The organism is Paracoccus onchidii, from assembly GCF_028294535.1.
GTDB lineage: Bacteria > Pseudomonadota > Alphaproteobacteria > Rhodobacterales > Rhodobacteraceae > Paracoccus > Paracoccus onchidii.
In genome coordinates, this window is the sequence record NZ_JAQBIE010000010.1 from 22,223 (window position 1) to 44,274 (window position 22,052).

Annotated in this window: 21 protein-coding genes; 15 read left to right on the plus strand and 6 right to left on the minus strand. The window is 58.2% G+C overall.

Annotated features, from left to right (window positions below):
* Positions 1-12 precede the first annotated feature (12 nt).
* From PAF17_RS08960 to PAF17_RS08970, 3 genes are read left to right on the plus strand one after another with little or no spacing between them, the layout of a single operon-like run.
* Positions 13-2,166, plus strand: a complete 2,154-nt coding sequence (locus tag PAF17_RS08960; RefSeq protein ID WP_271888766.1) for an FAD-dependent oxidoreductase — start codon at positions 13-15, stop codon at positions 2,164-2,166.
* Positions 2,163-2,783 carry a CDP-alcohol phosphatidyltransferase family protein gene (locus PAF17_RS08965; protein ID WP_271888767.1) on the plus strand — a complete coding sequence of 207 codons (621 nt, stop codon included), beginning with the start codon at positions 2,163-2,165 and terminating at the stop codon, positions 2,781-2,783. Before PAF17_RS08960 ends, PAF17_RS08965 begins: the two co-directional genes overlap by 4 nt.
* Positions 2,784-2,785: 2 nt before the next feature.
* The gene (locus PAF17_RS08970; RefSeq protein WP_271888768.1) at positions 2,786-3,139 is read left to right on the plus strand and encodes an MliC family protein; all 354 of its coding nucleotides are present in this window, start codon (positions 2,786-2,788) and stop codon (positions 3,137-3,139) included.
* Between the two features lie 9 nt (positions 3,140-3,148).
* On the opposite strand, the gene PAF17_RS08975 is transcribed toward PAF17_RS08970, so the two are convergent.
* Positions 3,149-4,030, minus strand: coding sequence for a LysR family transcriptional regulator (locus PAF17_RS08975; protein ID WP_271888769.1), 882 nt, complete (start codon positions 4,028-4,030; stop codon positions 3,149-3,151).
* A gap of 154 nt (positions 4,031-4,184) precedes the next feature.
* The gene (locus tag PAF17_RS08980; RefSeq protein ID WP_271888770.1) at positions 4,185-4,433 is read right to left on the minus strand and encodes a hypothetical protein; all 249 of its coding nucleotides are present in this window, start codon (positions 4,431-4,433) and stop codon (positions 4,185-4,187) included.
* A 412-nt stretch (positions 4,434-4,845) separates the two neighbouring features.
* Between PAF17_RS08980 and PAF17_RS08985 the strand changes: the two genes are divergently transcribed.
* From PAF17_RS08985 to PAF17_RS09005, 5 genes are all read left to right on the plus strand, one after another.
* Positions 4,846-5,841 (plus strand): ABC transporter substrate-binding protein, encoded by a 996-nt coding sequence (locus PAF17_RS08985; RefSeq protein WP_271888771.1) that lies wholly within the window; start codon positions 4,846-4,848, stop codon positions 5,839-5,841.
* A gap of 89 nt (positions 5,842-5,930) precedes the next feature.
* Positions 5,931-6,815: an ABC transporter permease gene (locus PAF17_RS08990; protein WP_271888772.1), complete on the plus strand. Its 885-nt coding sequence runs from the start codon at positions 5,931-5,933 to the stop codon at positions 6,813-6,815.
* Positions 6,808-7,872, plus strand: coding sequence for a quaternary amine ABC transporter ATP-binding protein (locus PAF17_RS08995; protein ID WP_271888773.1), 1,065 nt, complete (start codon positions 6,808-6,810; stop codon positions 7,870-7,872). Before PAF17_RS08990 ends, PAF17_RS08995 begins: the two co-directional genes overlap by 8 nt.
* A gap of 80 nt (positions 7,873-7,952) precedes the next feature.
* Entirely contained in the window at positions 7,953-8,387 is a 435-nt protein-coding gene (gene aroQ / locus PAF17_RS09000; RefSeq protein WP_271888774.1) for a type II 3-dehydroquinate dehydratase, read from the plus strand.
* Positions 8,388-8,499: 112 nt separating this feature from the next.
* On the plus strand, positions 8,500-8,946 hold the full coding sequence (locus tag PAF17_RS09005; RefSeq protein WP_271888775.1) for a DUF302 domain-containing protein: 447 nt from the start codon (positions 8,500-8,502) through the stop codon (positions 8,944-8,946).
* A 107-nt stretch (positions 8,947-9,053) separates the two neighbouring features.
* On the opposite strand, the gene argE is transcribed toward PAF17_RS09005, so the two are convergent.
* Positions 9,054-10,199: an acetylornithine deacetylase gene (argE, locus tag PAF17_RS09010; protein ID WP_271888776.1), complete on the minus strand. Its 1,146-nt coding sequence runs from the start codon at positions 10,197-10,199 to the stop codon at positions 9,054-9,056.
* 156 nt (positions 10,200-10,355) lie between these two features.
* Here argE and PAF17_RS09015 point away from each other — a divergent pair, with 156 nt between their 5' ends.
* From PAF17_RS09015 to PAF17_RS09025, 3 genes are read left to right on the plus strand one after another with little or no spacing between them, the layout of a single operon-like run.
* A complete protein-coding gene (locus PAF17_RS09015; protein ID WP_271888777.1) occupies positions 10,356-11,816 on the plus strand; it encodes an aldehyde dehydrogenase family protein in 1,461 nt (486 codons plus the stop codon).
* A gap of 11 nt (positions 11,817-11,827) precedes the next feature.
* The gene (locus tag PAF17_RS09020; protein ID WP_271888778.1) at positions 11,828-12,862 is read left to right on the plus strand and encodes a tartrate dehydrogenase; all 1,035 of its coding nucleotides are present in this window, start codon (positions 11,828-11,830) and stop codon (positions 12,860-12,862) included.
* A 4-nt stretch (positions 12,863-12,866) separates the two neighbouring features.
* Positions 12,867-14,336, plus strand: coding sequence for an NAD-dependent succinate-semialdehyde dehydrogenase (locus PAF17_RS09025; RefSeq protein ID WP_271888779.1), 1,470 nt, complete (start codon positions 12,867-12,869; stop codon positions 14,334-14,336).
* Positions 14,337-14,369: 33 nt separating this feature from the next.
* On the opposite strand, the gene PAF17_RS09030 is transcribed toward PAF17_RS09025, so the two are convergent.
* The 3 genes from PAF17_RS09030 to PAF17_RS09040 are packed head-to-tail and all read right to left on the minus strand — an operon-like array spanning position 14,370 to position 16,669.
* On the minus strand, positions 14,370-14,723 hold the full coding sequence (locus PAF17_RS09030) for a cupin domain-containing protein (protein ID WP_271888780.1): 354 nt from the start codon (positions 14,721-14,723) through the stop codon (positions 14,370-14,372).
* The gene (locus PAF17_RS09035; RefSeq protein WP_271888781.1) at positions 14,723-16,000 is read right to left on the minus strand and encodes an NAD(P)/FAD-dependent oxidoreductase; all 1,278 of its coding nucleotides are present in this window, start codon (positions 15,998-16,000) and stop codon (positions 14,723-14,725) included. The genes PAF17_RS09030 and PAF17_RS09035 overlap by 1 nt, the downstream gene beginning before the upstream one ends.
* 3 nt (positions 16,001-16,003) lie before the next feature.
* Positions 16,004-16,669 carry a haloacid dehalogenase type II gene (locus PAF17_RS09040; protein ID WP_271888782.1) on the minus strand — a complete coding sequence of 222 codons (666 nt, stop codon included), beginning with the start codon at positions 16,667-16,669 and terminating at the stop codon, positions 16,004-16,006.
* Positions 16,670-16,980: 311 nt separating this feature from the next.
* On the opposite strand from PAF17_RS09040, the gene PAF17_RS09045 reads away from it, so the two are divergent.
* From PAF17_RS09045 to PAF17_RS09060, 4 genes are all read left to right on the plus strand, one after another.
* The gene (locus PAF17_RS09045) at positions 16,981-17,811 is read left to right on the plus strand and encodes a GNAT family N-acetyltransferase (protein WP_271888783.1); all 831 of its coding nucleotides are present in this window, start codon (positions 16,981-16,983) and stop codon (positions 17,809-17,811) included.
* A 10-nt stretch (positions 17,812-17,821) separates the two neighbouring features.
* Positions 17,822-19,198 (plus strand): aminotransferase class III-fold pyridoxal phosphate-dependent enzyme, encoded by a 1,377-nt coding sequence (locus PAF17_RS09050; protein ID WP_271888784.1) that lies wholly within the window; start codon positions 17,822-17,824, stop codon positions 19,196-19,198.
* Positions 19,198-20,106: a 2-hydroxyacid dehydrogenase gene (locus PAF17_RS09055; RefSeq protein WP_271888785.1), complete on the plus strand. Its 909-nt coding sequence runs from the start codon at positions 19,198-19,200 to the stop codon at positions 20,104-20,106. The genes PAF17_RS09050 and PAF17_RS09055 overlap by 1 nt, the downstream gene beginning before the upstream one ends.
* A 329-nt stretch (positions 20,107-20,435) precedes the next feature.
* The gene (locus PAF17_RS09060) at positions 20,436-22,049 is read left to right on the plus strand and encodes an ABC transporter substrate-binding protein (protein ID WP_271888786.1); all 1,614 of its coding nucleotides are present in this window, start codon (positions 20,436-20,438) and stop codon (positions 22,047-22,049) included.
* Positions 22,050-22,052 lie beyond the last annotated feature (3 nt).

The window sequence follows — 22,052 nt, forward strand, 5'->3', positions numbered from 1 at the left end:
GGATCTTGGCCCGTGTTGCGCCCGTTTATATTCATTCTCCTCGTCGCTGCTGTTGCATCGGCCTGGCTTGTATTGCCGACCGACCAACTGGGGCTGGATTGGCTTCGGCTTCAGATTAGCAATCTACGCAGCACCATTGACGCCAATCCCATGACGGCATGGGTTTCCTATTTCCTTGCTTATGTCGCAGTTGCCGCGCTGTCATTGCCGATTGCTCTGTGGTTGACGCTGGGGGCAGGGGCCCTGTTCGGGTTCGGATACGGGCTGCTTCTGGTTTCTTTCGCCGCAAGTATAGGTGCCAGCCTTGCTTTTCTGGCCTCGCGCTATCTGCTTCGGGATTGGGTGCAGGCAAAATTGGGTGAGCGCGCCAAGGCCATCAAGCAAGGGCTGGATCGGGACGGTGCATTTTACCTGTTCTCTTTGCGCCTCGTGCCGGTCTTTCCGTTTTTTATCATCAATCTGTTGATGGGGCTGACCAGGATTCCGGCGTTGCGTTTCTATGCAGTCAGCCAGATCGGGATGCTACCTGCAACGGCGCTATACGTGAATGCCGGAACACAAATCGGGCAACTGGAAAGCCTGTCGGGCATCCTGTCACCCGAGGTGTTCCTATCCTTCGCGCTGTTGGCTGTTTTTCCTTGGGTCCTGCGCCTGATCCAAAAGCGGCTTCAACGGCGGCGTATATATGCGGGACATAAACCACCCACCGGTTTTGACCGCAATCTGATCGTGATCGGGGCGGGCGCGGCAGGTCTTGTATCGGCCTATATTGCTGCGGCCACAAAGGCGAAGGTGACCCTGGTGGAAGCTGGCGAGATGGGGGGTGATTGTCTGAACACCGGTTGCGTGCCGTCCAAGGCATTGATTCGCAGTGCAGAACTTGCACATGAAATGCGCAATGCTGATTGCTATGGTTTGTCACCGACCGAGCCGGTCGTGCCGTTTCGGAAAGTCATCGACCGGGTGCATGCGGTCATCGCCGCCATCGCACCGCATGACAGCGTCGAGAGATACGAAAAGCTGGGCGTCGAAGTTCTGCGTGGATACGCCCGAATCATCGATCCTTGGACGGTCGAGATCGCATTGCATGACGGCGGCACGCGACGGCTTACTGCGCGATCCCTGATCATCGCGACCGGTGCTCAGGCCGTCGTCCCGGATATTCCGGGGCTGGATCGGGTCGGGCCGCTGACATCGGACAATATGTGGCAGAGTTTGCGCAACCGAGATCACGCGCCCGAACGCATGGTCGTGCTGGGCGGAGGTCCTATCGGTTCAGAGCTTGCCCAGGCATTTGCGCGCCTTGGTTCTCATGTGACCCAGATCGAGGCGGGTGACCGGCTGCTTGCCAAGGAGGATCCCGAGGTTTCGGATCTTGTGCGCGATGCGTTTCAACAGGACGGAATCGAGATTTTGCTGGGGCAGACGGCAACATCGGCGGGAATCGATCCTGACGGTCGGAAATGGATAGCGGTCGGTATGGGACCGGACGAAAAGCGTATTCCGTTCGACGAAATCATCGTGGCTGTCGGCCGCGCACCTCGACTGAAGGGCTTTGGCCTGGAAGAGTTGGGGGTCGAGGTTTCACGCGTCGTTGAGACGAATGAATATCTGGAAACGGTCTATCCGAATATTCTTGCCGCAGGTGACGTTGCCGGACCATTTCAATTCACGCATACAGCCAGCCATCAGGCGTGGTTTGCCGCCGTCAACGCCCTGTTTGGCAATCTCAAGCGGTTCAAAGCCGATTACCGTGTCATCCCCTGGGCGACATTTACATCCCCGCAAGTCGCCCGTGTCGGTCTGTCCGAGACTCAGGCCGCAGAGCAAGGGGTCGAGGTCGATGTGACGCGATACGGTCTGGATGACCTCGATCGTGCCATTGCCGATGGCGGTGCAACCGGATTCGTCAAGGTCTTGACGGCGAAGGGCAAGGATCGGATTCTGGGGGTGACCATCGTTGGGCATCAGGCAGGGGAACTGATCGCGGAATTCGTGTTGGCCATGAAGCATGGCATCGGGTTAAACAAGATCCTTGGCACCATCCATATCTATCCGACCATGGCCGAGGCGAATAAGCAGGTTGCAGGTGAATGGCGGCGTAACAATGTCAATCCGACCTTGCTTGCGATTCTTGCGCGTTTTCATGCGTGGAGGCGGGGGTGATAGACGCCAAGATCCTTCCACTTCAGCGGGCAGTTCTGCGCCCTGTGGGCGTCAGCCTGAAAAAGCGCGGCATCCGGGCGGATTGGGTGTCGTTGGTCGGGTTCGCAATTGGGGTGTTTGCCTTTGTCGCGATCGCGATGGGGCAAACATTTCTGGGGGCCGGGCTGATACTGGCGAACCGTCTGTTCGATGGTGTCGATGGCGCGGTGGCCCGCGCGGGATCGCCAACGGACCGAGGGGCATTTCTGGACATCGCGTTGGATTTCGTATTCTACGCATTGGTGCCTTTGGGGTTCGCGATTGACGACCCTGCTGCGAATGCGCTGCCGGCAGCGATCTTGATTGCGGCATTTGTCGGAACCGGATCATCCTTTCTGGCCTTTGCGGCAATTGCCGAACGTCGCAAGTTGACGACCAGCCATTATCCGACCAAGGGGATCTATTATCTGGGGGGATTGACCGAAGGGTTCGAGACGATCGTCGTTTTTGTCGCGATGTGCCTTTGGCCAGAACGGTTCGCCGTGATCGCATCCTGTTTTGCGACAGCGTGTCTGTTGACGACCTTGCTGCGTTGGCATCAAGGTTGGATAGTGTTTTCCCCTCGAGAAAAAGGATAGCCATGACCTTGCTGCACGCGACGGCAACCGGAATTATGTCGATGACATTGATGGGGGCGCCTGCGATGGCGGGCGTTGCCTTGACCCTGGATCTTGGCCCTGCGGGCGAAACGACCGCGGCGACATATCGTTGTGATGATGGTGATCTGGTCGTGACCTACGTGAATGTCGGCGCAAATAGCCTGGCATTGCTGCAGGTCGACGGGGAAGAGCGGGTTTTCGTCAACGTCATGTCGGCATCCGGGGCACGCTATGTTTCCGGATCATTGGAATGGTGGTCAAAAGGTGACGGGGCCGTTCTGACAGATCTTCAAGACGAAGATTCCGGCACGAGCTGTACCGCAAGCCAAGAATAGGGCAGGGACCTATCCCCGAGGCGACTGCAGTAAAAACTCCATAAAGGTGCGCATGGCCGCGGTCATCAGCTTGCCCGTAGCGTAAACAAGATGGATCGGAATACCGGGCAAGCGATAATCGCTCATCAAGGGGATTAGCTTTCCGGCCTCCAGATCGCCAGCGACGGCAAATTTCGGCATCAGGGTAACGCCGCGGCCGCTAAGTGCCATCTGGTGCAGCATCTCGGAGTTATTCGCCGCAAAGACGGGCTGCACCCGTTGAAATATCACCTGGCCTGAACGCCTTAGCGGCCAGGTGCCCGTGCCGCGAAGATTGGTGTAGTGCAGGCAGTCATGTTGTAAAAGATCGGCGGGTTCCTGCGGTGCGCCTTTGGCCGCGACATAATCCGGCGAGGCGACCAACAGGATCTCGGCCTCATCCAGCTTGCGCGCATGCAGGGTGGAATCCTCTAGGTTGCCGATGCGGATCACGGCATCAAAGCTATCAGAAACGAGATCCGAAAAACCGTCATCCAGTACGAATTCCAGCTGAATTTCGGGATATTCCTGCGTGAAACGCAAGATATGCGGTTGCAGCACCTTCAACGTATAGCCAACGGGTGCGCCGATCTTCAAGGCGCCCGAGGGATGGCCGCTTGCGGCGCGAACGCCTTCGTTGGCGGCGTCCATCATGCGCAGGGCTTCGCGAACGCGCTGACTGTATTCCAGGCCGACGGCGGTCGGGCTGACGGATCTGGTCGTGCGGGTCAGCAGGCGCGCACCCAGATCATGTTCCAGATCGGTGATATACTTGCTGCAAATACTGCGCGATATTCCCATTCTCCGCGCGGCGGCGGAAAAACTGCCTTCATCGATAATCGCGATGAAGGTTCGCAGTATCGTTGTTTCCATAGGAAGGTCTGGTCCATTCGCTCGCGACGCAGCTGTAAATGCGCCAAAAAAGCGAAAAGGAAAACCGCCCATTTCGGGCGGCTCCTTCACAGACCCGTTACAATCGGGTGTCAAGAGACGCTTGCCAGGGGTGCAAGCGTCTCTGACAAGGCGATCAACGCTCGGGATGGGCCAGCGCCCATTCGCTCGACGGGAAGTTGGTCACGGTCAGTTTGGCATCAGCGTCCAGACCGGCGCGGCGCAGTTCCGAAGCGGTCATCACCGAACCGGCGCGAACGTCAACGGTTTCAACGGCCGTGGTGGGCTGAGCGGGTTCACCGGGGCGTTCGTTGCCGAAGGTGGCAGCCGAAGCGGCACCCGAAGCGAGCGAAAGGGCGGTCAGGGCAATAGCAAAGCGTTTCATCACATTAGTCCTCATATTTGTTGTTCCGGCGCATTGTTGCGCTTTCGTGACGCTGAGATAGGCCGCATCCAGACCGGTGATTAGACCTGATCTATCGCTTTCTCTGTTCGATATCGTCGAACAATCGGTCCGCTCTGACGATGCGCGTGATTTCAGGCCAATCAGATCGTCATCCCCGGCGGAACGTGACGTAGCTAGCGCCGACAGAGAATTAGGGGGTTGAAAGAATCGCGACAGTTTCAGAAAATATCAATTCAACACAATGGCTTGCTAACAAAATTGCGCGAATGTGTGACAAGCTGGACCGGCTGTCCTATCATTCGATCAAGCAGTTAGCGCTTACGATCGCACCAATGCGGTCAATCACGTGCTCTACGGTGCGTGATCCCAAAAAACGATGAAGGGGAGTTTCATGACAGCAACAAAATCCGCACTCGCGGTTCTGGGCCTGATGTTTGCGGCGCCGGCGGCATTCGCCGCTGAAGAATGCGGCGACGTCACGTTGGCCGAGATGAACTGGGCTTCGGCGGGCCTGGCCGCATGGGTCGACAAGATCATCCTTGAAGAAGGCTATGGTTGCGATGTCGCCCTGGTGACCGGCGATACGGTGCCGACCTTCACCTCGATGAATGAAAAAGGCGAACCCGATGTTGCGCCCGAACTGTGGGTGAACGCGGTCAAGGTTCCGCTGGATGCCGCGGTTGCAGAAGACCGCATCGTGATCGCATCAGAAATCCTGACCGATGGCGGGGTCGAAGGTTTCTGGATTCCGACCAGCCTTGCCGAAGAGCATGGCATCAAGACCATCGAAGATGCACTGGCCCATCCGGAATTGTTCCCCGGGGCGGAAGATTCCGAAAAAGGAGCATTCTTCAACTGCCCCTCCGGCTGGGCTTGTCAGATCATCACCGCAAACCAGTTCATCGCACTAGGGGCTGAAGACAAGGGGTTCGAGCTGGTCGACTCTGGCTCGGCGGCTGGTCTTGACGGATCAATTGCCCGTGCTTTCAACCGTGAAGAAGGCTGGCTTGGATATTACTGGGCGCCGACGGCGATCCTCGGGAAATATGCTATGACCAAGCTGGATCTTGGCGTAGAACATGAAAAGGAAACCTGGGACAACTGCATGGTGGTAAACAACTGCCCCGACCCGCAGTTGAATGAATGGCCGCGCTCGGATGTGTTTACGGCCGTGACCAAAGAGTTTGCCGACAACAACGCCGTGACGATGGAATATCTGGGCAAACGTGCCTGGTCCAATGATACCGTCAACGAATTGCTCGCCTGGATGGGCGACAATCAAGCCACCAATGAAGACGGTGCATATTACTTCCTGGAAAACTATCCAGAGGTCTGGGCTGCGTGGCTTGCCGAAGATGTTGCTGCGAAGGTGCAGGACGCACTTTGATCGCAGAAAGGGGGCGGGGCGCATGACGCGCCCCGCCTTGCCTTCGGATTCCCGGTTCCCGACGGAACCAAACGCAAAGAAGAAGAACAATGGATTTTGTCGATTTTCCTGCCATGAGTCGGGGCGACTTGCGTGATCTGCGCGTGACGATCGATACCGGCTTTCGCGAGTTCACCCGCGCTTATGGTGAAATGCTGGAGAATATTTTTCACCCTATTCAGGTGCTGCTTGTCTTTATCGAGGGCTTGCTGATCAATACGCCATGGATCATCGTGCTCGCCGCGTTGGCCTTGATGATCTGGGGGCTGAGCCGAAGCTGGAATATTGTTCTTGGCACGGTGATTGCGCTTTGCCTGATCGGCTATTTCGGCATGTGGGAAGATACGATGCGAACCATCGCAATGGTCGCGGTATGTACCCTGATTGCTGTTGTCATAGGTATACCGGCGGGCATCCTTATGGCGCGCTCTGATCGCGCGAATTCGCTGATCACGCCGGTTCTGGACATGATGCAGACCATGCCCAGCTTTGTTTATCTTATTCCCGTCGTCATGATCTTCGGGCTTGGCAAGGTTCCGGGTGTGATTGCCGTGGTGATCTATGCGGTTCCGCCGATCATTCGTCTGACCAATCTGGGGATCCGCCAGGTTCCGGCAGATGTTCTGGAGGCGGCCGAGGCTTTTGGCTCGAACGGGCGGCAAAAACTGCAAGACGTGCAATTGCCATTGGCTCTGCCGACCATCATGGCCGGCGTGAACCAGACCATCATGATGAGCCTTGCCATGGTCGTCGTCGCGTCGATGATCGGGGTGCGGGGGCTGGGTCAACCGGTTCTTCAGGCCATCAACAACCAGTATTTCACCCTGGGTGTCATGAACGGCCTGGCCATCGTGGCCATTGCCATCATCTTCGATCGCGCCACGCAGGCATATGGCAAGCGGCTGCAAAAACATCTGGAGGCCGTGCATGGCTGAGGCAATTCACGACATTCAGATCAAGAATCTCTATAAGATCTTCGGCCCGAATGGCCAACGTCATGTCGCCGATGTGCAGGCGGGGATGACCAAGGAAGAACTGAATGCCAAACACAATCATGTGCTGGGCCTCGACAATATCAACCTGACCATTCCTGCTGGCCGTATCCAGGTTGTGATGGGGCTTTCGGGTTCAGGGAAATCCACCCTGATCCGGCATATCAACCGGTTGATTGAGCCGACGGCCGGGGAAGTGATCTTTGACGGTCAGGATATCGTGCAGATGCCGCAGAGTGATCTGCGGCAGTTCCGCCGGGAAAAGACCGGAATGGTCTTCCAGAAATTTGCGCTGTTTCCGCACCGCACGGTTCTGGAAAACACGATCTATGGCCTGAAGATTCGTGGTGTCAGTGACAAGGAGGCCGAAGAAAGAGGGCGCAGGTGGATCAGCCGTGTCGGACTTGACGGGTTTGAGGGAAATTACCCCAATCAGTTATCCGGCGGTATGCAGCAGCGGGTCGGCCTGGCACGCGCATTGACCAATGACGCCGAAATTCTGCTGATGGATGAGGCGTTCTCGGCGTTGGATCCGCTGATCCGCACCGATATGCAGTCCGTATTGCTCGATCTTCAGGAAGAGCTGCGTAAAACGATTATCTTCATCACCCATGATCTGGATGAGGCTTTGCGCCTGGGCGACAAGATCGCAATCCTGCGCGACGGACGGATCATCCAGCAGGGAACGGGCGAGCAAATCGTGCTGCGTCCTGCCGATGACTATATCAGCAGTTTCGTGCGTGACGTAAAGCGTGGCCATGTGATCACGGTGCGCACCATCATGCGCAAGGGACAGCGTGCCGAGACACCTGTGACGGTCCCTGTCTCGACTCTGCTGGAAGAGGCTGCGCGCGCGATGACCGATGCGGAAACCAACCGCGCCAATGTCGTTGATCCCCAGGGCAACCATATTGGTATGGTCACGCTGTCGAAGACGGTGGCCGAAATGATCGCGCCCGATGACAGCGAAGAGGTCAATCCGGATGCGCTGATCGCCTGACAGTCATCTTTTTCGGCTTATCAATTCTGGCGGCGGCGCTATGATCGGCGTGCGCCGTCACTCTAATTCAAGGGATCTGGATGAAGACCATATATGTCCTCAATGGACCCAATCTCAACCTGTTGGGGCAGCGCCAACCTGAGATTTACGGCTCGGAAACGCTGGAGGATGTCGAACAGCTATGTCGCGAAGCGGCCGGGGAAAAAGCGCAGATCAGGTTCCTGCAATCGAACTGGGAAGGCCAGCTTGTCGACTGGATCCAAGAGGCACGGACCGAGGCCTGCGGTATTGTCATCAACCCCGCCGCCTTGACGCATAGCTCGGTTGCCGTGCTGGATGCGCTGAACATGTTCGACGGTCCGGTGATCGAGGTGCATATCAGCCAGATCCACAAGCGCGAATCCTTTCGCCATTTCTCATATGTCTCGAAACGTGCCGATGGGGTTTTGGCGGGCCTGGGTGTCGAAGGGTATCAAGCCGCCGTCCGGCGCGTGCTGTCGCTGACACGGGCGTGATCGCCGGGGGGCTGGCTGACCGGTTGCTGACGTGGCATCAAATCATTCGGGCCTTGGAAACCGGCCCGAGTTCATGCCGTTTCGGGCACATCTGACAGACAGGAGAATTGAAATGCCCCGTCTTATGACCGCACTGATTGCATCAATCGCCCTTGCCGGACCGGCATTGGCCGATCTGGAAGAAATCCCCGCCGAGGGTTCGGTTGCCGAAGTGGCCGACCGTCTGGAAACCGCGATCACGGAGGCGGGTGCAAATCTGTTCCTGCGGGTGGATCATGCCGAGGGTGCGGCATCGGTCGATATGGAACTGGCCGACTCCCAGCTGCTTGTTTTTGGCAACCCCAAGCTTGGGACCCTGCCGATGCAACAGGATATCCGTGCAGGTTTGCATCTGCCGCTGAAAATGCTGGTATTCAGCCAGGACGGCGAAACCCGTATTGCGTGGGAAGAACCGGACGAGATGTTTGACGATCTGGATATCGACGACGACGCCCCTTATCTGGCCAAAATGGACGGCGCGCTGAAGTCCTTTGCGCAAAAGGCTGCCGGCACGCAATAGACGCCGCATAATGGCAATATGGGCAGGCAGGCTCTGCCCCCGCAAATTTGAAGGAAAGGTCCGAGAATCTGGTCGGGCCTTTTTTGCGTCACGTTCCCTGCTTGGCTTCACGCCTGACAGGACTGAACGACGAAACGTCGCAGCATCTCGGCGCAGGCCGTCAGTTCATGTTCGTGGATGAACTCATCGGCTCGGTGCGCGCGCGCGATGTCGCCCGGCCCACAAACCACCGACGTGATCCCGGCTTTGGCGAACAAACCCGCCTCGGTGCCATAGCTGACAGCGGGCACAACGGGGTATCCGCCGAGCTTACCCAATTTCGTCGCAAGTTCGGCATTGTCGTTTGACGACAGGGCAGGATAGCTGGCCAGAACCCGATATTTACTTTGCAGCGGAACATCCGCGACCGATGCCGATTGCTGGATATGTCTCAACACCTCCAGCACGCGATTTATGACCTCATGTGGGGATTGTGCCGGGATCATGCGCGCCTCGATCAGCATGCTGGCATGTTCGGGGATGATATTGACCGCGACTCCGCCTTCGAGCAGGCCGACTTGCAGGGTCGAGCAGTCTGGTGCGAAGGCAGGATCGAACGGCCCCTCGACAGTGAGGGACGTTGCAATGTCCTGAATCTCCAAGGCAAGTTTTGCGGCCGGATACAGCGCGTTCAGTCCGGCGGCGGGATCGGAGGAGTGACCCGGTTTTCCGGTCAACTTCACCTCGATGGATTGTTTGCCCTTGTGCGATCGCACGGGGCGAAGGCCGCTGGGTTCGCCCACGATACAATACTGCGGCAGCGCAATCAGATCGGGCAAGCGTTCGATCAGATAGGGCACCCCCTGACAGCCGATTTCCTCGTCGCAAGAGAACGCCAGATGCACGGGACGGCGCAGCGGCATTTGCAGAAACTCTGGCAGAAGCGTCAGCATGACGGCCAGAAATCCCTTCATGTCGCTGGTTCCGCGGCCAATAAGCCGATCTTCGACCTGCGTCAGTCGAAACGGATCGGTTGACCAACTCTGCCCCTCGGCCGAGACAACATCGCTATGGCCTGACAGCATCACACCTGCCTGATCGGTGGGGCCGATACTGGCCAGGATGTTCCAGCGTCCTTCGGGTGTGGGGATCCGATGCAGGGTGACGCCCGGCAGGTCCAGATGATTACATATGGCGTCCGCGATCTTGTCGTTTCTGGTGCCGGGCAACGAAGGTATTGCCACCAGATCGGCCAGTATTTCCCTAAGGTTCATCGATATCTCCTGTTCGGGATACTATGCTGGTCGGGATGCGCAGATCCTGCCGAAGCACAGGTGTGGAACAGGACATTCCGTCGAGTTTCGCGGGAAAGCGGGCAAATCTGCTTGTGCTGCCCGATATGCTGACCACGCACAGCATGCGAGGCGCACATGACTTATTCGTTCAACCCTGACAGTATCGAGTTGCCGATCGGCCACCTGATTGATGGAAAGCTGGTTTCCTCGGCAGACGGGTTGGCAATGTATCGACCTTCGGATGGCGCAGCATATGCCAGCTGCCCTGTCGCAGATTCCGATATCGTTGATCGTGCGGTTCAATCGGCAAAACATGCGCAGGCTTCGGGCTGGGGGGATGCGACGCCGCGGGACAGGACCCGTGCAATGCAGAAATGGGCTGACCTGATCGAGCAACACGCGACCGAGCTGGCCCAGCTGGAAGCGTTGTCATCGACGCGACCGATAGCACAGATTGCCGCGGGCGATATCGCGGTCACTGCAGAACAGATACGCTTCTTTGCGGAAATGGCTGACAAGGAAGGGGGCGGTCTGGCACCGACCCGGTCAGGGTCACTGGGGATGACCGTGACCGAGCCATATGGGGTGGTGGGTGCGATCACCCCCTGGAACTTTCCGATTTCCATGGCAGGGTGGAAGCTGGGTCCGGCGCTGGCGGCGGGCAATGGTGTCGTGCTGAAACCTTCGGAGATGACGCCGTTCTCTACCATTCGCATGGCGCAACTTGCCCTGCGCGCGGGCATTCCGGCGGGATTGATCAATGTGGTGCTGGGCGATGGGCCGGTGACAGGTGCCGCGATCACAGGTCATCCCGACATCGCCAAGGTCAGCTTTACCGGATCGACGGGCGCGGGTCAGGCCATTATGGAAAATATCGCGCGCACCGGGGTCAAGCCAATGACCCTGGAACTGGGCGGCAAATCACCCCAGATCGTCTTTGCCGACGCCGATCTGGATCAGGCGGCAGATGCCATCGCGCGTTCGATTACGTTCAACGCAGGGCAGGCCTGTGTTGCGGGTAGCCGTGTCATTGTACATCAGTCGGTCGCGGATGATCTGGCGCGCCGGCTGATTGCCCGACTATATCCGGACCGGCCGGGGCCGACATGGGATGCGAATACGGACTATTCACCGATCATCTCTGCAAGGCAACGCGACAGGATCATTTCCATCCTGAGTCAGGCGGTCGAACAAGGCGCTGAAATTCGTTGTGGCGGTCATGCCATGGATCGGCCTGGCTATTTCTTTGCGCCGACATTGCTGGATGGGGTTACACAGGACAATATCGCGATCCGTCAGGAAATCTTCGGTCCGGTTCTGACTCTGCAGCGATTTGAAACCGAAGATGAAGCGTTCGATTTGTCCGATCACCCAATCTACGGCCTGTGCGCAGGTATATTTACACGTGATCTGTCATGTGGCTTGCGGGCCATGCGGCGTGTTCAGGCGGGAACGGTCTGGATCAATCGCTATGGCCGGTCACGCGATCATATTCTACCTACTGGCGGGTATCGCCAATCTGGCATCGGCAAGGATTTGGGCCGCGAAGCCTATCATGCCAACCGTCAGTCCAAGACCGTACTGATCGACCTGTGAGGACCTGATTCATGACCCAGCATCGCATAGCCCTTATTCCCGGTGACGGGATTGGCGTTCCCGTCACCGAGGCCGCCATGCGCGTCGTGGCGGCAAGCGGCGCGTCGATCACCACCCAAAGCTTTCCCTGGTCCTGCGATTATTATCTGGAACATAGCCGGATGATGCCCGTTGACGGCATAGAAACCTTGCGCGGGTTTGATGCGATATTCCTGGGGGCGGTTGGCTGGCCTGCGAGGGTTCCGGATTCGGTTTCGCTTCATGGCTTGTTGCTGCCCATCCGCAAGGCATTCGTGCAATATGCAAATATCCGTCCCCATCGGTTGTTGCCCGGTGTTCAAGGTCCGCTGAGAAAAACCGATTTCGACATTCTCTGTATTCGTGAAAACACAGAAGGCGAATATTCCGGCGCGGGCGGACGGGTCCATCAGGGGACCTCGGATGAAGTCGCCGTCGAAACATCGGTATTTACCCGTGCCGGGGTCGAACGCATTTTGCGCTTTGCCTTTGATCAGGCCAAATCACGGCGCGGCAAGCTGGCGTCGGTAACCAAGTCGAACGCTCAACGGCACTCCATGGTGTTCTGGGACGAAGTAACAGACGAGCTGGCCAAAGAATACCCCGAGGTCGAGGTGTCGCGCTATCATATCGATGCGATGTGTGCACGGATGGTGATGGCGCCTGAAAGTCTGGATGTCGTTGTGGCATCAAATTTGTTTGGCGACATACTTACCGATCTGGGAGCGGCAATTCAGGGCGGTTTGGGATTTGCCGCATCCGCCAATATCAACCCGACGAGAGAAGCGCCCTCGATGTTCGAGCCTGTGCATGGATCGGCACCCGATATCGCCGATCAGGGCATCGCAAACCCTATGGCGGCCTTTTGGTCGGCAGCAATGATGCTGCAGCATCTGGGTCAGGATATACCCGCCACGCGTATTATGCAGGCAATGGAAACGGTCTGCGGCAATGGCGTCGGTGTCGTGCCCGGTCAGCATGGCACGGATGAGATAACAACCGCCGTATTGGCGCAATTGCAGGATTGAGGCGATGAAAGATCTGGACCCGAACACGGGATTAAGCGATGCCGGTTTGCTGCGCCAACAGGCGCTGATCGGCGGGAAATGGGTCGATGCCGATGACCAAGCCTGCATCGAGGTGACAGATCCGGCCACGGGCAATGTCTTGGGAAGCGTGCCGGATGTATCCGCGCAGCAGACGCAGGCGGCGATCAGCGCGGCGGAGGACGCATTTTCGTCTTGGCGCAGACGCAGCCCTTCCGAACGCGCGGATCTGCTGATGGCATGGCACGACCTGATGCTGGCCTCTGCCGAAGATCTGGCGTTGATCCTGACGCTGGAACAAGGAAAACCCCTTGCCGAAGCACGGGGCGAGATTTCCTATGGGGCAAGCTTCGTCAAATGGTTCGCGGAAGAGGCGCGCCGGATCGAGGGCGCGATCATCCCCGCATCTTCACATGACCGACGCATCCTGGCCACCAAAGAACCGGTCGGGGTCTGCGCGATCATCACGCCGTGGAACTTTCCCAACGCGATGATAACACGCAAGGTAGGGCCGGCTTTGGCAGCTGGTTGCACGGTGGTGGTCAAACCGTCCGAGTTCACGCCGTTTTCCGCGCTTGCGCTTGGTGTGCTGGCCGAGCGTGCGGGCATTCCGGCAGGCGTGATCAACATCGTTACCGGAATGCCAAACCGGATTGGCCCCGCGTTGACCGGCAGCGCGACGGTTCGCAAATTGTCATTTACCGGCTCGACGCGCGTGGGTTCGTTCCTGATGGGACAATCTGCGGCAACGGTGAAGCGATTGTCGTTGGAACTTGGGGGGAACGCGCCTTTCATCGTTTTTGACGATGCAGATCTGGATGCCGCAGTCGAGGGCGCCATTGCCTCGAAATTCCGCAATGGGGGGCAGACCTGTGTTTGCTCAAATCGTATTCTGGTTCAGGCCGGGATCCATGATGCATTTGTGCAGCGCCTGGCACAGCGCGTTCGCAACATGAAAGTCGGCCCCGGCATAGCTGCTGCAAGTCAGGTCGGGCCGATGATCAACCAAGCGGCAATCGACAAGATCGACGCTCATGTGCAAGACGCGCTGGCCAAAGGGGCAAGGATTGCCGCCCGTGCCGATGTTCCCGGCGGCAGACAATATGCCGCCCCCGTGGTCCTGACGGGCGCGACCCCCGAAATGGTGCTTGCTTCGGAGGAAACCTTCGGTCCGGTTGCACCGATCTTTCGGTTTGAAACCGAAGATCAGGCCGTGGCGCTTGCAAATGGTACGCCTTTTGGCCTGGCTGCGTATTTCTATACGCAGGATCTCAAGCGCGCCTGGCGTCTGGGTGACGCGTTGGAGTTCGGGATGGTCGGGCTGAACACCGGCGCTGTTTCCATGGTAGAATCGCCCTTTGGCGGGGTCAAGAAATCAGGCCTTGGTCGTGAAGGAGCGCGCGCTGGAATCGACGAGTATCTGGAAACAAAGGCGTTCCATATGGCCGGTTTGTAAGACCGGTGGGCGGGGCAACCCCCGCCCGTCGGATCAGGCAACGATGACATAGATCTTGCGCACTGTTTCAATGGTTTTCCAAACACCGCGATAACCGGGCTTCATGATGAAGCTGTCGCCTTTCTTGAACCTGCGCGTGGGCTGGCCCTCTTCCGTCACGTCGATCACGCCTTCGAGCAGATGGCAAAATTCGAAGGTTTCGCCCTTGATGGAATGGTTTTCGCCGGGTGTGGCCTCCCAGATTCCGGTGCGGATCTGTCCGTTTCCGGTATCGTCGAAGGCCCAGGTCAGAAAGTCGGGGTCGCCGGCAATCAACTTTTCCGCGGCACATTTCGACGAAACAGGTTTTCCGGCCTCGGCGATGTCGATTTTCTTTAGCAATGACATTATGTTAGCTTGTCCTTCATTTGATAATACATTCCGACCAGGGGCAAGAACCAGGGTTTGCCGGTATGCAATGGAACGGCCTGCCAAGGCAGGCCCTGCCACGGATTGATGCGTTCGCGGCCCAAGATGCGATCGGCCATGATCTCTCCCATATGGGTCGCAATCTGCGCGCCATGGCCGGAATAGCCCATCGAATACCACATGCCGTCCGCCATTCCCGCGCGGGGAAAGCGATCAGCTGTCATGTCGACCAACCCGCCCCAGCAATATTCGATCTCGACATTGGCCAGCTGCGGAAATGTGGCTGCCAGCGACCTTTGCAGAACCGCGCCGCTTTTGCTGTCTGAACCTTGATCCGAGCGCGCGGAAAAACGTGCCCGACCGCCCCAGATCAAGCGGCGATCCGGTGTCATGCGAAAATAGTTGCCGATATTCATCGAATTGACGAAGGTGCGATCGCCGGGCAGGCTGCCCGCGATTTCTGCATCGCTTAGTGGCCGGGTTGCGATGATGAAACTGCCGACCGGCACGATACGGCGTCGAAACCACGGGAATGCCTTGTCGGTATAAGCTCCGGTTGCCAGCATGACCTGACCGGCAGTTACGCGGCCTTTCGGTGTCTGCAGCTGCCATCCGGATCGCAAGCGTTGATGCGATGTCACTGGCGCTTCCTGATGAACAACCGCGCCGCGCCGCACGGCCGCCTCGGCCAGCCCGATCACAAAGCGCCCCATATGCATCATTGCACTGCGATGTTGCAGGACGCCGGCGTGAAACGCATCGGATACGACCTCATGTCCAAGCGCGTTTCGATCAAGCCATTCGGTGTCCGGGTCTACCTCGCGGTTCACGGCATCGAAATTGCGACGCATCGCGTCGATATGGCCCGGCTTGGAGGCCAGCTTTATCTTGCCGGAACGACGGAAATTGCAGGTGATGTTTTCTTCGCCGATGATGCGTTCCAGCGTGTCGATCCCGGCGTCAAAAGCCTGATACAGGGCACGCGCCTTGTCGGCGCCGAATTGCTGTCTGGCTGCAAGATTGCTGTGGGCCAGTCCGTTATTCAGATGGCCCCCGTTACGCCCGGATGCGCCGGCCCCGATCCGTGCTGCTTCGAGCACGATCACCGATTTGCCTTCCAGCGCCAGTTTCCGGGCCGCACCCAATCCTGTGAACCCGCCGCCGATCACGGCCACGTCGAAATGTCCATCAACGGGGCCGCTGGCAGCGCCGTAGAAGCTGGGTGCGCTGTCCTGCCAGTAAGGAAGGAGTTTCATGGATCAAAGACCGAATACGCCGGGCAACCCGCCAATATCCGCGATCTCGGTATAGCCATAATGGGGGTTTGCCGGCTCATGCCCGCGATTGACCCAGACCTTGCTTTCGATGCCCAGATCATGCGCGGTCATAAGGTCATATCGGAATGACGAGGACACGTGGCAGATGTCTTTCGGTCCGCATCCCAGCTTGTCCAGCATATATTCGAAACCGTTCATTTGCGGTTTGTAGCTGCCGGTTTCCTCTGCGGTGATCACCAAGTGGAAGGGGGCGCCCAGTTTTTCGACATTCGACATGATCTGGCTGTTCATCGCATTGGACAGGATGACCAGGGGGATTTCCCGCGCAACCTTTGCAAGTCCGGCCGGCACATCGGGATGAGGTCCCCATGTCGGCACCTCTTCATAGATGCGCAGGGCATCTTCGTGGCGAAACGGAACACCGTTTGCCCGGCAGGTACGTTCTAGCGAATTGTGTACGACCTGGGCATAGCGTTTCCACGCCCCCAGAATTTCATCCAGACGATAGGCCGCAAAGTTCTTGATGAACTGGATCATTGCCGGTTCGGACAGCATGTCGCCATAAATCCGCCGCGCGGCACCGGCCATGTCGAAATTGGTCAACGTTCCATAGCAATCGAAGGTTATGAATTTCGGACGAAAGGTCATGATCGCAGCCTTGTTTTGGAGAGGTGTTGAAACCACCTTATCCGTCCCGGACAGTTCGCACGCACCGCATCGGGCAAGGTGTCAAGCAGATTTCACCGGAATCAATCGATCTTGCGGCAGCATATGTCGTGAGCGCGGGCGCCATGGGACGGTCGAAGGGCGCGGGACATGTCGGTGCAGATGCGGCGCGGCATTTCCTGCGGCGCCATGGATGGGAAACGGCCGAAGATTGCGTCAAAGCGCAAAAGTCGCACAGCAAATCGGTGGCCGTTCCTGCACTCTGACCGCAGCTTCTGATTCCCGAGGACATCATGCCTGCCACCACGCTGACAATCGTTCCCTTCGAACCCGCGCATCTGCCAGAGGCCCTGACGCTGTCACAGGCAGAAAACTGGCCGCATCGCGGTGAAGACTGGCGCATGATCCTGTCGCTGAGCCGTGGTGTGGTCGCGCTGGATGAGGGTCGGGTTGTCGGAACGGCGTTGGTAACCGGGTTTGGCCGCGTCGGATTGGTCAATATGATCATTGTCGATCATGCTTGGCGAGGCTGTGGGCTTGGTCGCAAACTTGTCGACGCGGCGATGAAAGCCACTTCTGCGGACGAGTACCGTCTGGTGGCCACACAAGCGGGGTTGCCGCTGTATCGCAAGATGGGTTTTGTCGAGATTGGCGACATCGACCAGCATCAAGGCGTGGTTCCGCCCGTTGCGGTGCCGTCTGCTGACATTGGCTGGGCATGCGCAGCAGATTCTGCTGATCTGGCAGCGTTGGACACGGGCGCGACGGGGATGGATCGCAAAGATCTGGTGGCCGAAATCCTTGCGCAAGGCAGGATCGCGACATTTTTCCGGGCCGGGCGGATCATTGCCTGGGCAGGAATTCGTCCCTTCGGCCGGGGGCTTGTGGCGGGGCCGGTGATCGCGCCCGATACCAACACCGGAAAATGCCTGCTGGCGGCTGTTCTGTCGGATCAGACCGGAAGTTTCGTTCGTATAGATACCCAGACGGATAGCGGTCTGTCAGCCTGGCTTGAATCAATCAATCTGACTCGCGTTGGCGGAGGTGTTTCGATGTCCACCGCACCGCGGCCGCAAACGGGTCCAAACCGTAGTCTTGCCCTTGCCGCTCAGGCATTGGGTTGAAAGGAATATCATGCTTGCCAACTCCCTTGTCGAACTGGATCGCAACCACCTGATTCACCCGGTCGCCAGCTGGCGCGGTCACGAGCAGGCCGGAATGCGGCTGCTGACCCACGGTCAGGGCGCTTGGGTGCGCGATGGCGAAGGTCGTGAACTGATCGATGGGTTCGCGGGGCTGTGGTGCGTGAACGCGGGCTATGGTCAGCCAAGCGTTGTCGAAGCCGCGACCCGCCAAATGACCGAGCTTTGCTATGCGACAGGGTATTTCGGGCTGGGCAGCGAACCCGCCGTTCGACTGGCCGCGCGACTGGCCGAGGCGGCTCCGGGGGATCTGGATCACGTCTATTTCACCCTTGGCGGGTCGGATGCGGTCGACAGCACCATTCGTTTTGTCCGCTATTATTGGCATGCGCGCGGCCTGCCGCAGAAACAGCATTTCATTTCGGTCGAACAGGGGTATCACGGATCGTCCACGGCCGGCGCAGGGTTGACGGCCCTATCTGCTTTTCATGAGGGATTTGGCGTGCCCTATGATTGGCAGCACCGGATTCCCACGCATGACCTGTATCGCAATCCCGTTGGCGATGATCCGCAGGCTGTCATCGAGGCATCGCGATCGGCTTTGATGGCCAAGGTCGAAGACCTGGGCGGGGCGGAGCATGTCGCCGCTTTCTATGTCGAGCCGATCCAGGGGTCCGGGGGGATTCTGGTGCCGCCGGCAGGGTGGATGGCCGCGATGCGGGAACTATGTGCAGAACTGGATATTCTATTCATTGCGGATGAAGTCATTACCGCGTTTGGTCGGACCGGCCCACTGTTTGCCTGTGCTGACGAAGGGATCGTGCCCGATTTCATCACTACGGCGAAAGGTCTGACATCGGGCTATGTGCCGATGGGGGCGGTGTTCATGTCCGATCACGTCTATCAGGTCATTGCCGATGGTGCCGGGCAGGCGGCGGTGGGGCATGGCCAGACCTATTCGGCCCATCCTGTTTCGGCCGCGGTCGGGCTGGCGGTTCTTGATCTGTATCAAGGTGGCTTGCTGGAAAATGGTCGCATCATGGGCGAGCGATTGCAGGCCGGGCTGGCTTCGTTGTCTGATCATCCATTGGTTGGGGACGTGCGCGGACGTGGCATGCTGGCGGCGATCGAGCTGGTTACGGACAAGAAGACCAAGGCCCGGATTCCCGCTGCCGCCCAGCCCGCAACGCGTATCTTTGATCGCGCCTGGGATCAGGGGCTGGTCCTGCGCGCATTCGGTTGGGGGGTGCTGGGTTATGCACCACCTCTTTGTTGCACGACCGACGATATCGACCAGATCGTTGCGCGCACGAAAAAGGTTCTGGATCTGACCCTTGATGATCCTGATATCCGGGCCGCCCTGCGCTGATGGCCGTTCTGTATCTGTCCGAAGCGAAACGCGGCGCAGTTTTCCAAGCCGCCTTCGCCCAAGAGCTGCCGGATCTGCCCTTCCATATCGCCACTGCGCCCGACCCGGCAGCGGTTGAATATATGGTGACATGGACCGCGCCGACCGATCTGAGCCAATGGCCCAATCTGCGGTTGATCTTTTCGGTTGGCGCAGGGATCGACCAATTCGACCTGGCGGCCCTGCCGCCCCATGTCGGGGTGGTGCGTATGCAGGAGCCGGGCATCATGCGGCAGATGCAGGAAATGGCCGTTATGTCCACATTGGCGCTGCATCGGGATTTGCCTGTTTATCTGGATCAGGGGCGCAAGGGTGTTTGGCGGGCACGACAAAACCGGTCGACCGCAGACTGTCGCGTTGGCGTGATGGGGCTTGGACGGCTGGGGCAGGCGGTGCTGCAGGCCTTGCGCCCGTTTGGTTTTCGGCTTGCGGGTTGGAGCAGATCGCCCAAGGATCTTGCAGGCATAGATGTGTTTACCGATCTCGACCGGTTTCTGGCGCAGACGGACATCCTGATATGTCTGCTGCCCCTGACGCGGCAGACGCGTGATATCCTGAATGACGATTTGTTCGATCTGTTGCCGCGGGATGCGCGTCTTGTGCATCTGGGACGGGGAGCGCAGTTGAACATGCAGGCATTGCAGCGCGCACTGGATCGGGGGTTGGCTTCGGCATTTCTTGACGTCACCGATCCCGAGCCGTTGCCCCCGGACCATTGGGCCTGGGCGCATCCGCGCGTCATCATAACGCCGCATGTTGCCAGTCAGACGGATGCAGGAATGGGGGCCACCCATGTTATTGCAGGCATCCGGGCCGATCGCGCTGGCGCGGAAATCCCGGGGCTCATTGATCGCGCCAGGGGATACTGACTTGATCGCGTCACGGCATTCTGCGGCCTGGGCCCAGTTCGAAAGAATATGCGGTGACGGACGGAAATTCGGTGTCATCGGCTGTGCGTATCGCGTCAGTATAAGCGTCAATTCAGGCGAAAGACCTGAGAAGAGGCGTCAGATGACAGCCGAAGACACGGGGATCTCTACAGCAAGATCTGCTGCCGGTGGCCGGAATCATGACCCCGGCGGATGGGATCTGTGACTGCGCGAAATCGGAATGTGTCGGGTGACCCTGCTGGTGGGCGGGTCCGGGGCTGGCCTCTTTGGTCAAAATTTACGGTTCAAAGAAAAACAGGGATGAAGAAATGACAGACAAGACGATCACCAATTGGACCGCCGCCGACGATGCGATGGTCGAAGACGCGTTGCGTCGCGGTGCCAGCCGCCGAGACCTGTTGCGGATGTTCATGCTTGGTGGAATCGGGACAATCGCCGGCGGTTCGATATTGGGCCGTGCGACTGCCGCATTGGCGGCAACCCCTGTGAAGGGGGGGCATTTGCGGGCGGCGGGATGGTCTTCGTCAACCGCCGACACGCTGGATCCCGCGGCCGCGTCGCTGGCGACCGATTACGTGCGTTGTTGCGCCTATTACAATCGCCTTACCTTTCTTGACGAGCATGGTCAGTTGCAAATGGAGCTGGCGGAGGCAGTCGAAAGCGACGATGCAAAGGTCTGGACGGTCACACTGAAATCAGGGGTGACATTCCATGATGGCAAGACGCTGACAGCAGATGATGTGGTGTTCTCCTTGCAACGCCACAGCGATCCTGCCGTGGGATCGAAGGTTGCGGCATTGGCCAAGCAGATCGCCGAGGTCAAAGCCGAAAATCCGACCACTGTGCGCATCACTCTGACCGCACCCAATGCCGATCTCCCGACCATTCTGGCGATGCATCACTTTATGATCGTCGCTGCGGGAACGACGGATTTCAGCAAGGGCAACGGCACCGGAGCATTCGTTTCCCAGGAATTCCAGCCCGGAGTTCGCTCGGTTGGTGTGCGCAATGAAAACTATTTCAAACCGCAGAAGGCGCATCTCGATAGCTTTGAATATTTCGGCATTTCAGATCACAATGCCCGGGTCAACGCGGTCATGTCGGGCGATATCCATCTGGGGGCGTCGGTCAAACCCCAATATACGCGCGTTGCCGAAGGACACGCGGGTGTGGTTCTGTCCAAGACGACATCGGGGAACTATACCAACCTCAATATGCGGCTGGACTTGTCGCCCGGCGACAAGGCGGGTTTCGCCGAGGGCATGAAATATCTTCTGGATCGCGAACTGATCAAGCGGTCGGCACTGCGCGGCCTTGCGGAAATCGGCAACGATCAGCCCGTCGCGCCGATCAGCGCGTTCTATAATGCCAACCTGAAGCCCCGCGAATATGACCCAGAGCGCGCGAAGTCACTGTTTGCGAAGGCTGGTGTCCTGAACCAACCCATCGAGGTCATCACATCGGATGCCGCCGGGTCCGCGAATGACATGGCAATGATCCTGCAGCAGGCGGGTTCGGAGATTGGCATGAACTTTGACGTCCAGAGGGTTCCGTCAGATGGCTATTGGTCGAATTACTGGCTGAAATCGCCGGTCCATTTCGGCAATATCAACCCGCGCCCGACACCGGATATTCTGTTCTCTTTGCTATACGCATCGGATGCCCCCTGGAATGAGAGCCAGTACAAATCCGAAAAATTCGACAGCATGTTGCTTGAGGCACGTGGCGAGCTCGATTTTGATCGCCGCAAGGAAATTTATGACGAAATGCAGGTCATGATCTCGAACGAAGCCGGTACGGCGATCCCGCTGTTCCTGTCAAATGTCGATGTCCACAGCGAAAAGCTTCGCGGGTTGCGTCCCAGCCCCCTTGGCGGGCAGATGGGCTATGCCTTTGCCGAATATGTCTGGCTGGATGCCTGATCC

What these genes read in the sequence shown, in the direction of transcription:
- PAF17_RS09050 (WP_271888784.1), top strand. Translation starts at nt 17,822, where the DNA reads ATGCTTGCCAACTCCCTTGTCGAACTGGATCGCAACCACCTGATTCAC.
- argE (WP_271888776.1), bottom strand. Translation starts at nt 10,199, where the DNA reads ATGAACCTTAGGGAAATACTGGCCGATCTGGTGGCAATACCTTCGTTG.
- PAF17_RS09035 (WP_271888781.1), bottom strand. Translation starts at nt 16,000, where the DNA reads ATGAAACTCCTTCCTTACTGGCAGGACAGCGCACCCAGCTTCTACGGC.
- PAF17_RS09045 (WP_271888783.1), top strand. Translation starts at nt 16,981, where the DNA reads ATGCCTGCCACCACGCTGACAATCGTTCCCTTCGAACCCGCGCATCTG.
- PAF17_RS09040 (WP_271888782.1), bottom strand. Translation starts at nt 16,669, where the DNA reads ATGACCTTTCGTCCGAAATTCATAACCTTCGATTGCTATGGAACGTTG.
- PAF17_RS09025 (WP_271888779.1), top strand. Translation starts at nt 12,867, where the DNA reads ATGAAAGATCTGGACCCGAACACGGGATTAAGCGATGCCGGTTTGCTG.
- PAF17_RS09015 (WP_271888777.1), top strand. Translation starts at nt 10,356, where the DNA reads ATGACTTATTCGTTCAACCCTGACAGTATCGAGTTGCCGATCGGCCAC.
- PAF17_RS08975 (WP_271888769.1), bottom strand. Translation starts at nt 4,030, where the DNA reads ATGGAAACAACGATACTGCGAACCTTCATCGCGATTATCGATGAAGGC.
- PAF17_RS08990 (WP_271888772.1), top strand. Translation starts at nt 5,931, where the DNA reads ATGGATTTTGTCGATTTTCCTGCCATGAGTCGGGGCGACTTGCGTGAT.
- PAF17_RS08980 (WP_271888770.1), bottom strand. Translation starts at nt 4,433, where the DNA reads ATGAAACGCTTTGCTATTGCCCTGACCGCCCTTTCGCTCGCTTCGGGT.
- PAF17_RS08995 (WP_271888773.1), top strand. Translation starts at nt 6,808, where the DNA reads ATGGCTGAGGCAATTCACGACATTCAGATCAAGAATCTCTATAAGATC.
- PAF17_RS09055 (WP_271888785.1), top strand. Translation starts at nt 19,198, where the DNA reads ATGGCCGTTCTGTATCTGTCCGAAGCGAAACGCGGCGCAGTTTTCCAA.
- PAF17_RS09030 (WP_271888780.1), bottom strand. Translation starts at nt 14,723, where the DNA reads ATGTCATTGCTAAAGAAAATCGACATCGCCGAGGCCGGAAAACCTGTT.
- PAF17_RS09005 (WP_271888775.1), top strand. Translation starts at nt 8,500, where the DNA reads ATGCCCCGTCTTATGACCGCACTGATTGCATCAATCGCCCTTGCCGGA.
- PAF17_RS08970 (WP_271888768.1), top strand. Translation starts at nt 2,786, where the DNA reads ATGACCTTGCTGCACGCGACGGCAACCGGAATTATGTCGATGACATTG.
- PAF17_RS08985 (WP_271888771.1), top strand. Translation starts at nt 4,846, where the DNA reads ATGACAGCAACAAAATCCGCACTCGCGGTTCTGGGCCTGATGTTTGCG.
- aroQ (WP_271888774.1), top strand. Translation starts at nt 7,953, where the DNA reads ATGAAGACCATATATGTCCTCAATGGACCCAATCTCAACCTGTTGGGG.
- PAF17_RS09060 (WP_271888786.1), top strand. Translation starts at nt 20,436, where the DNA reads ATGACAGACAAGACGATCACCAATTGGACCGCCGCCGACGATGCGATG.
- PAF17_RS09020 (WP_271888778.1), top strand. Translation starts at nt 11,828, where the DNA reads ATGACCCAGCATCGCATAGCCCTTATTCCCGGTGACGGGATTGGCGTT.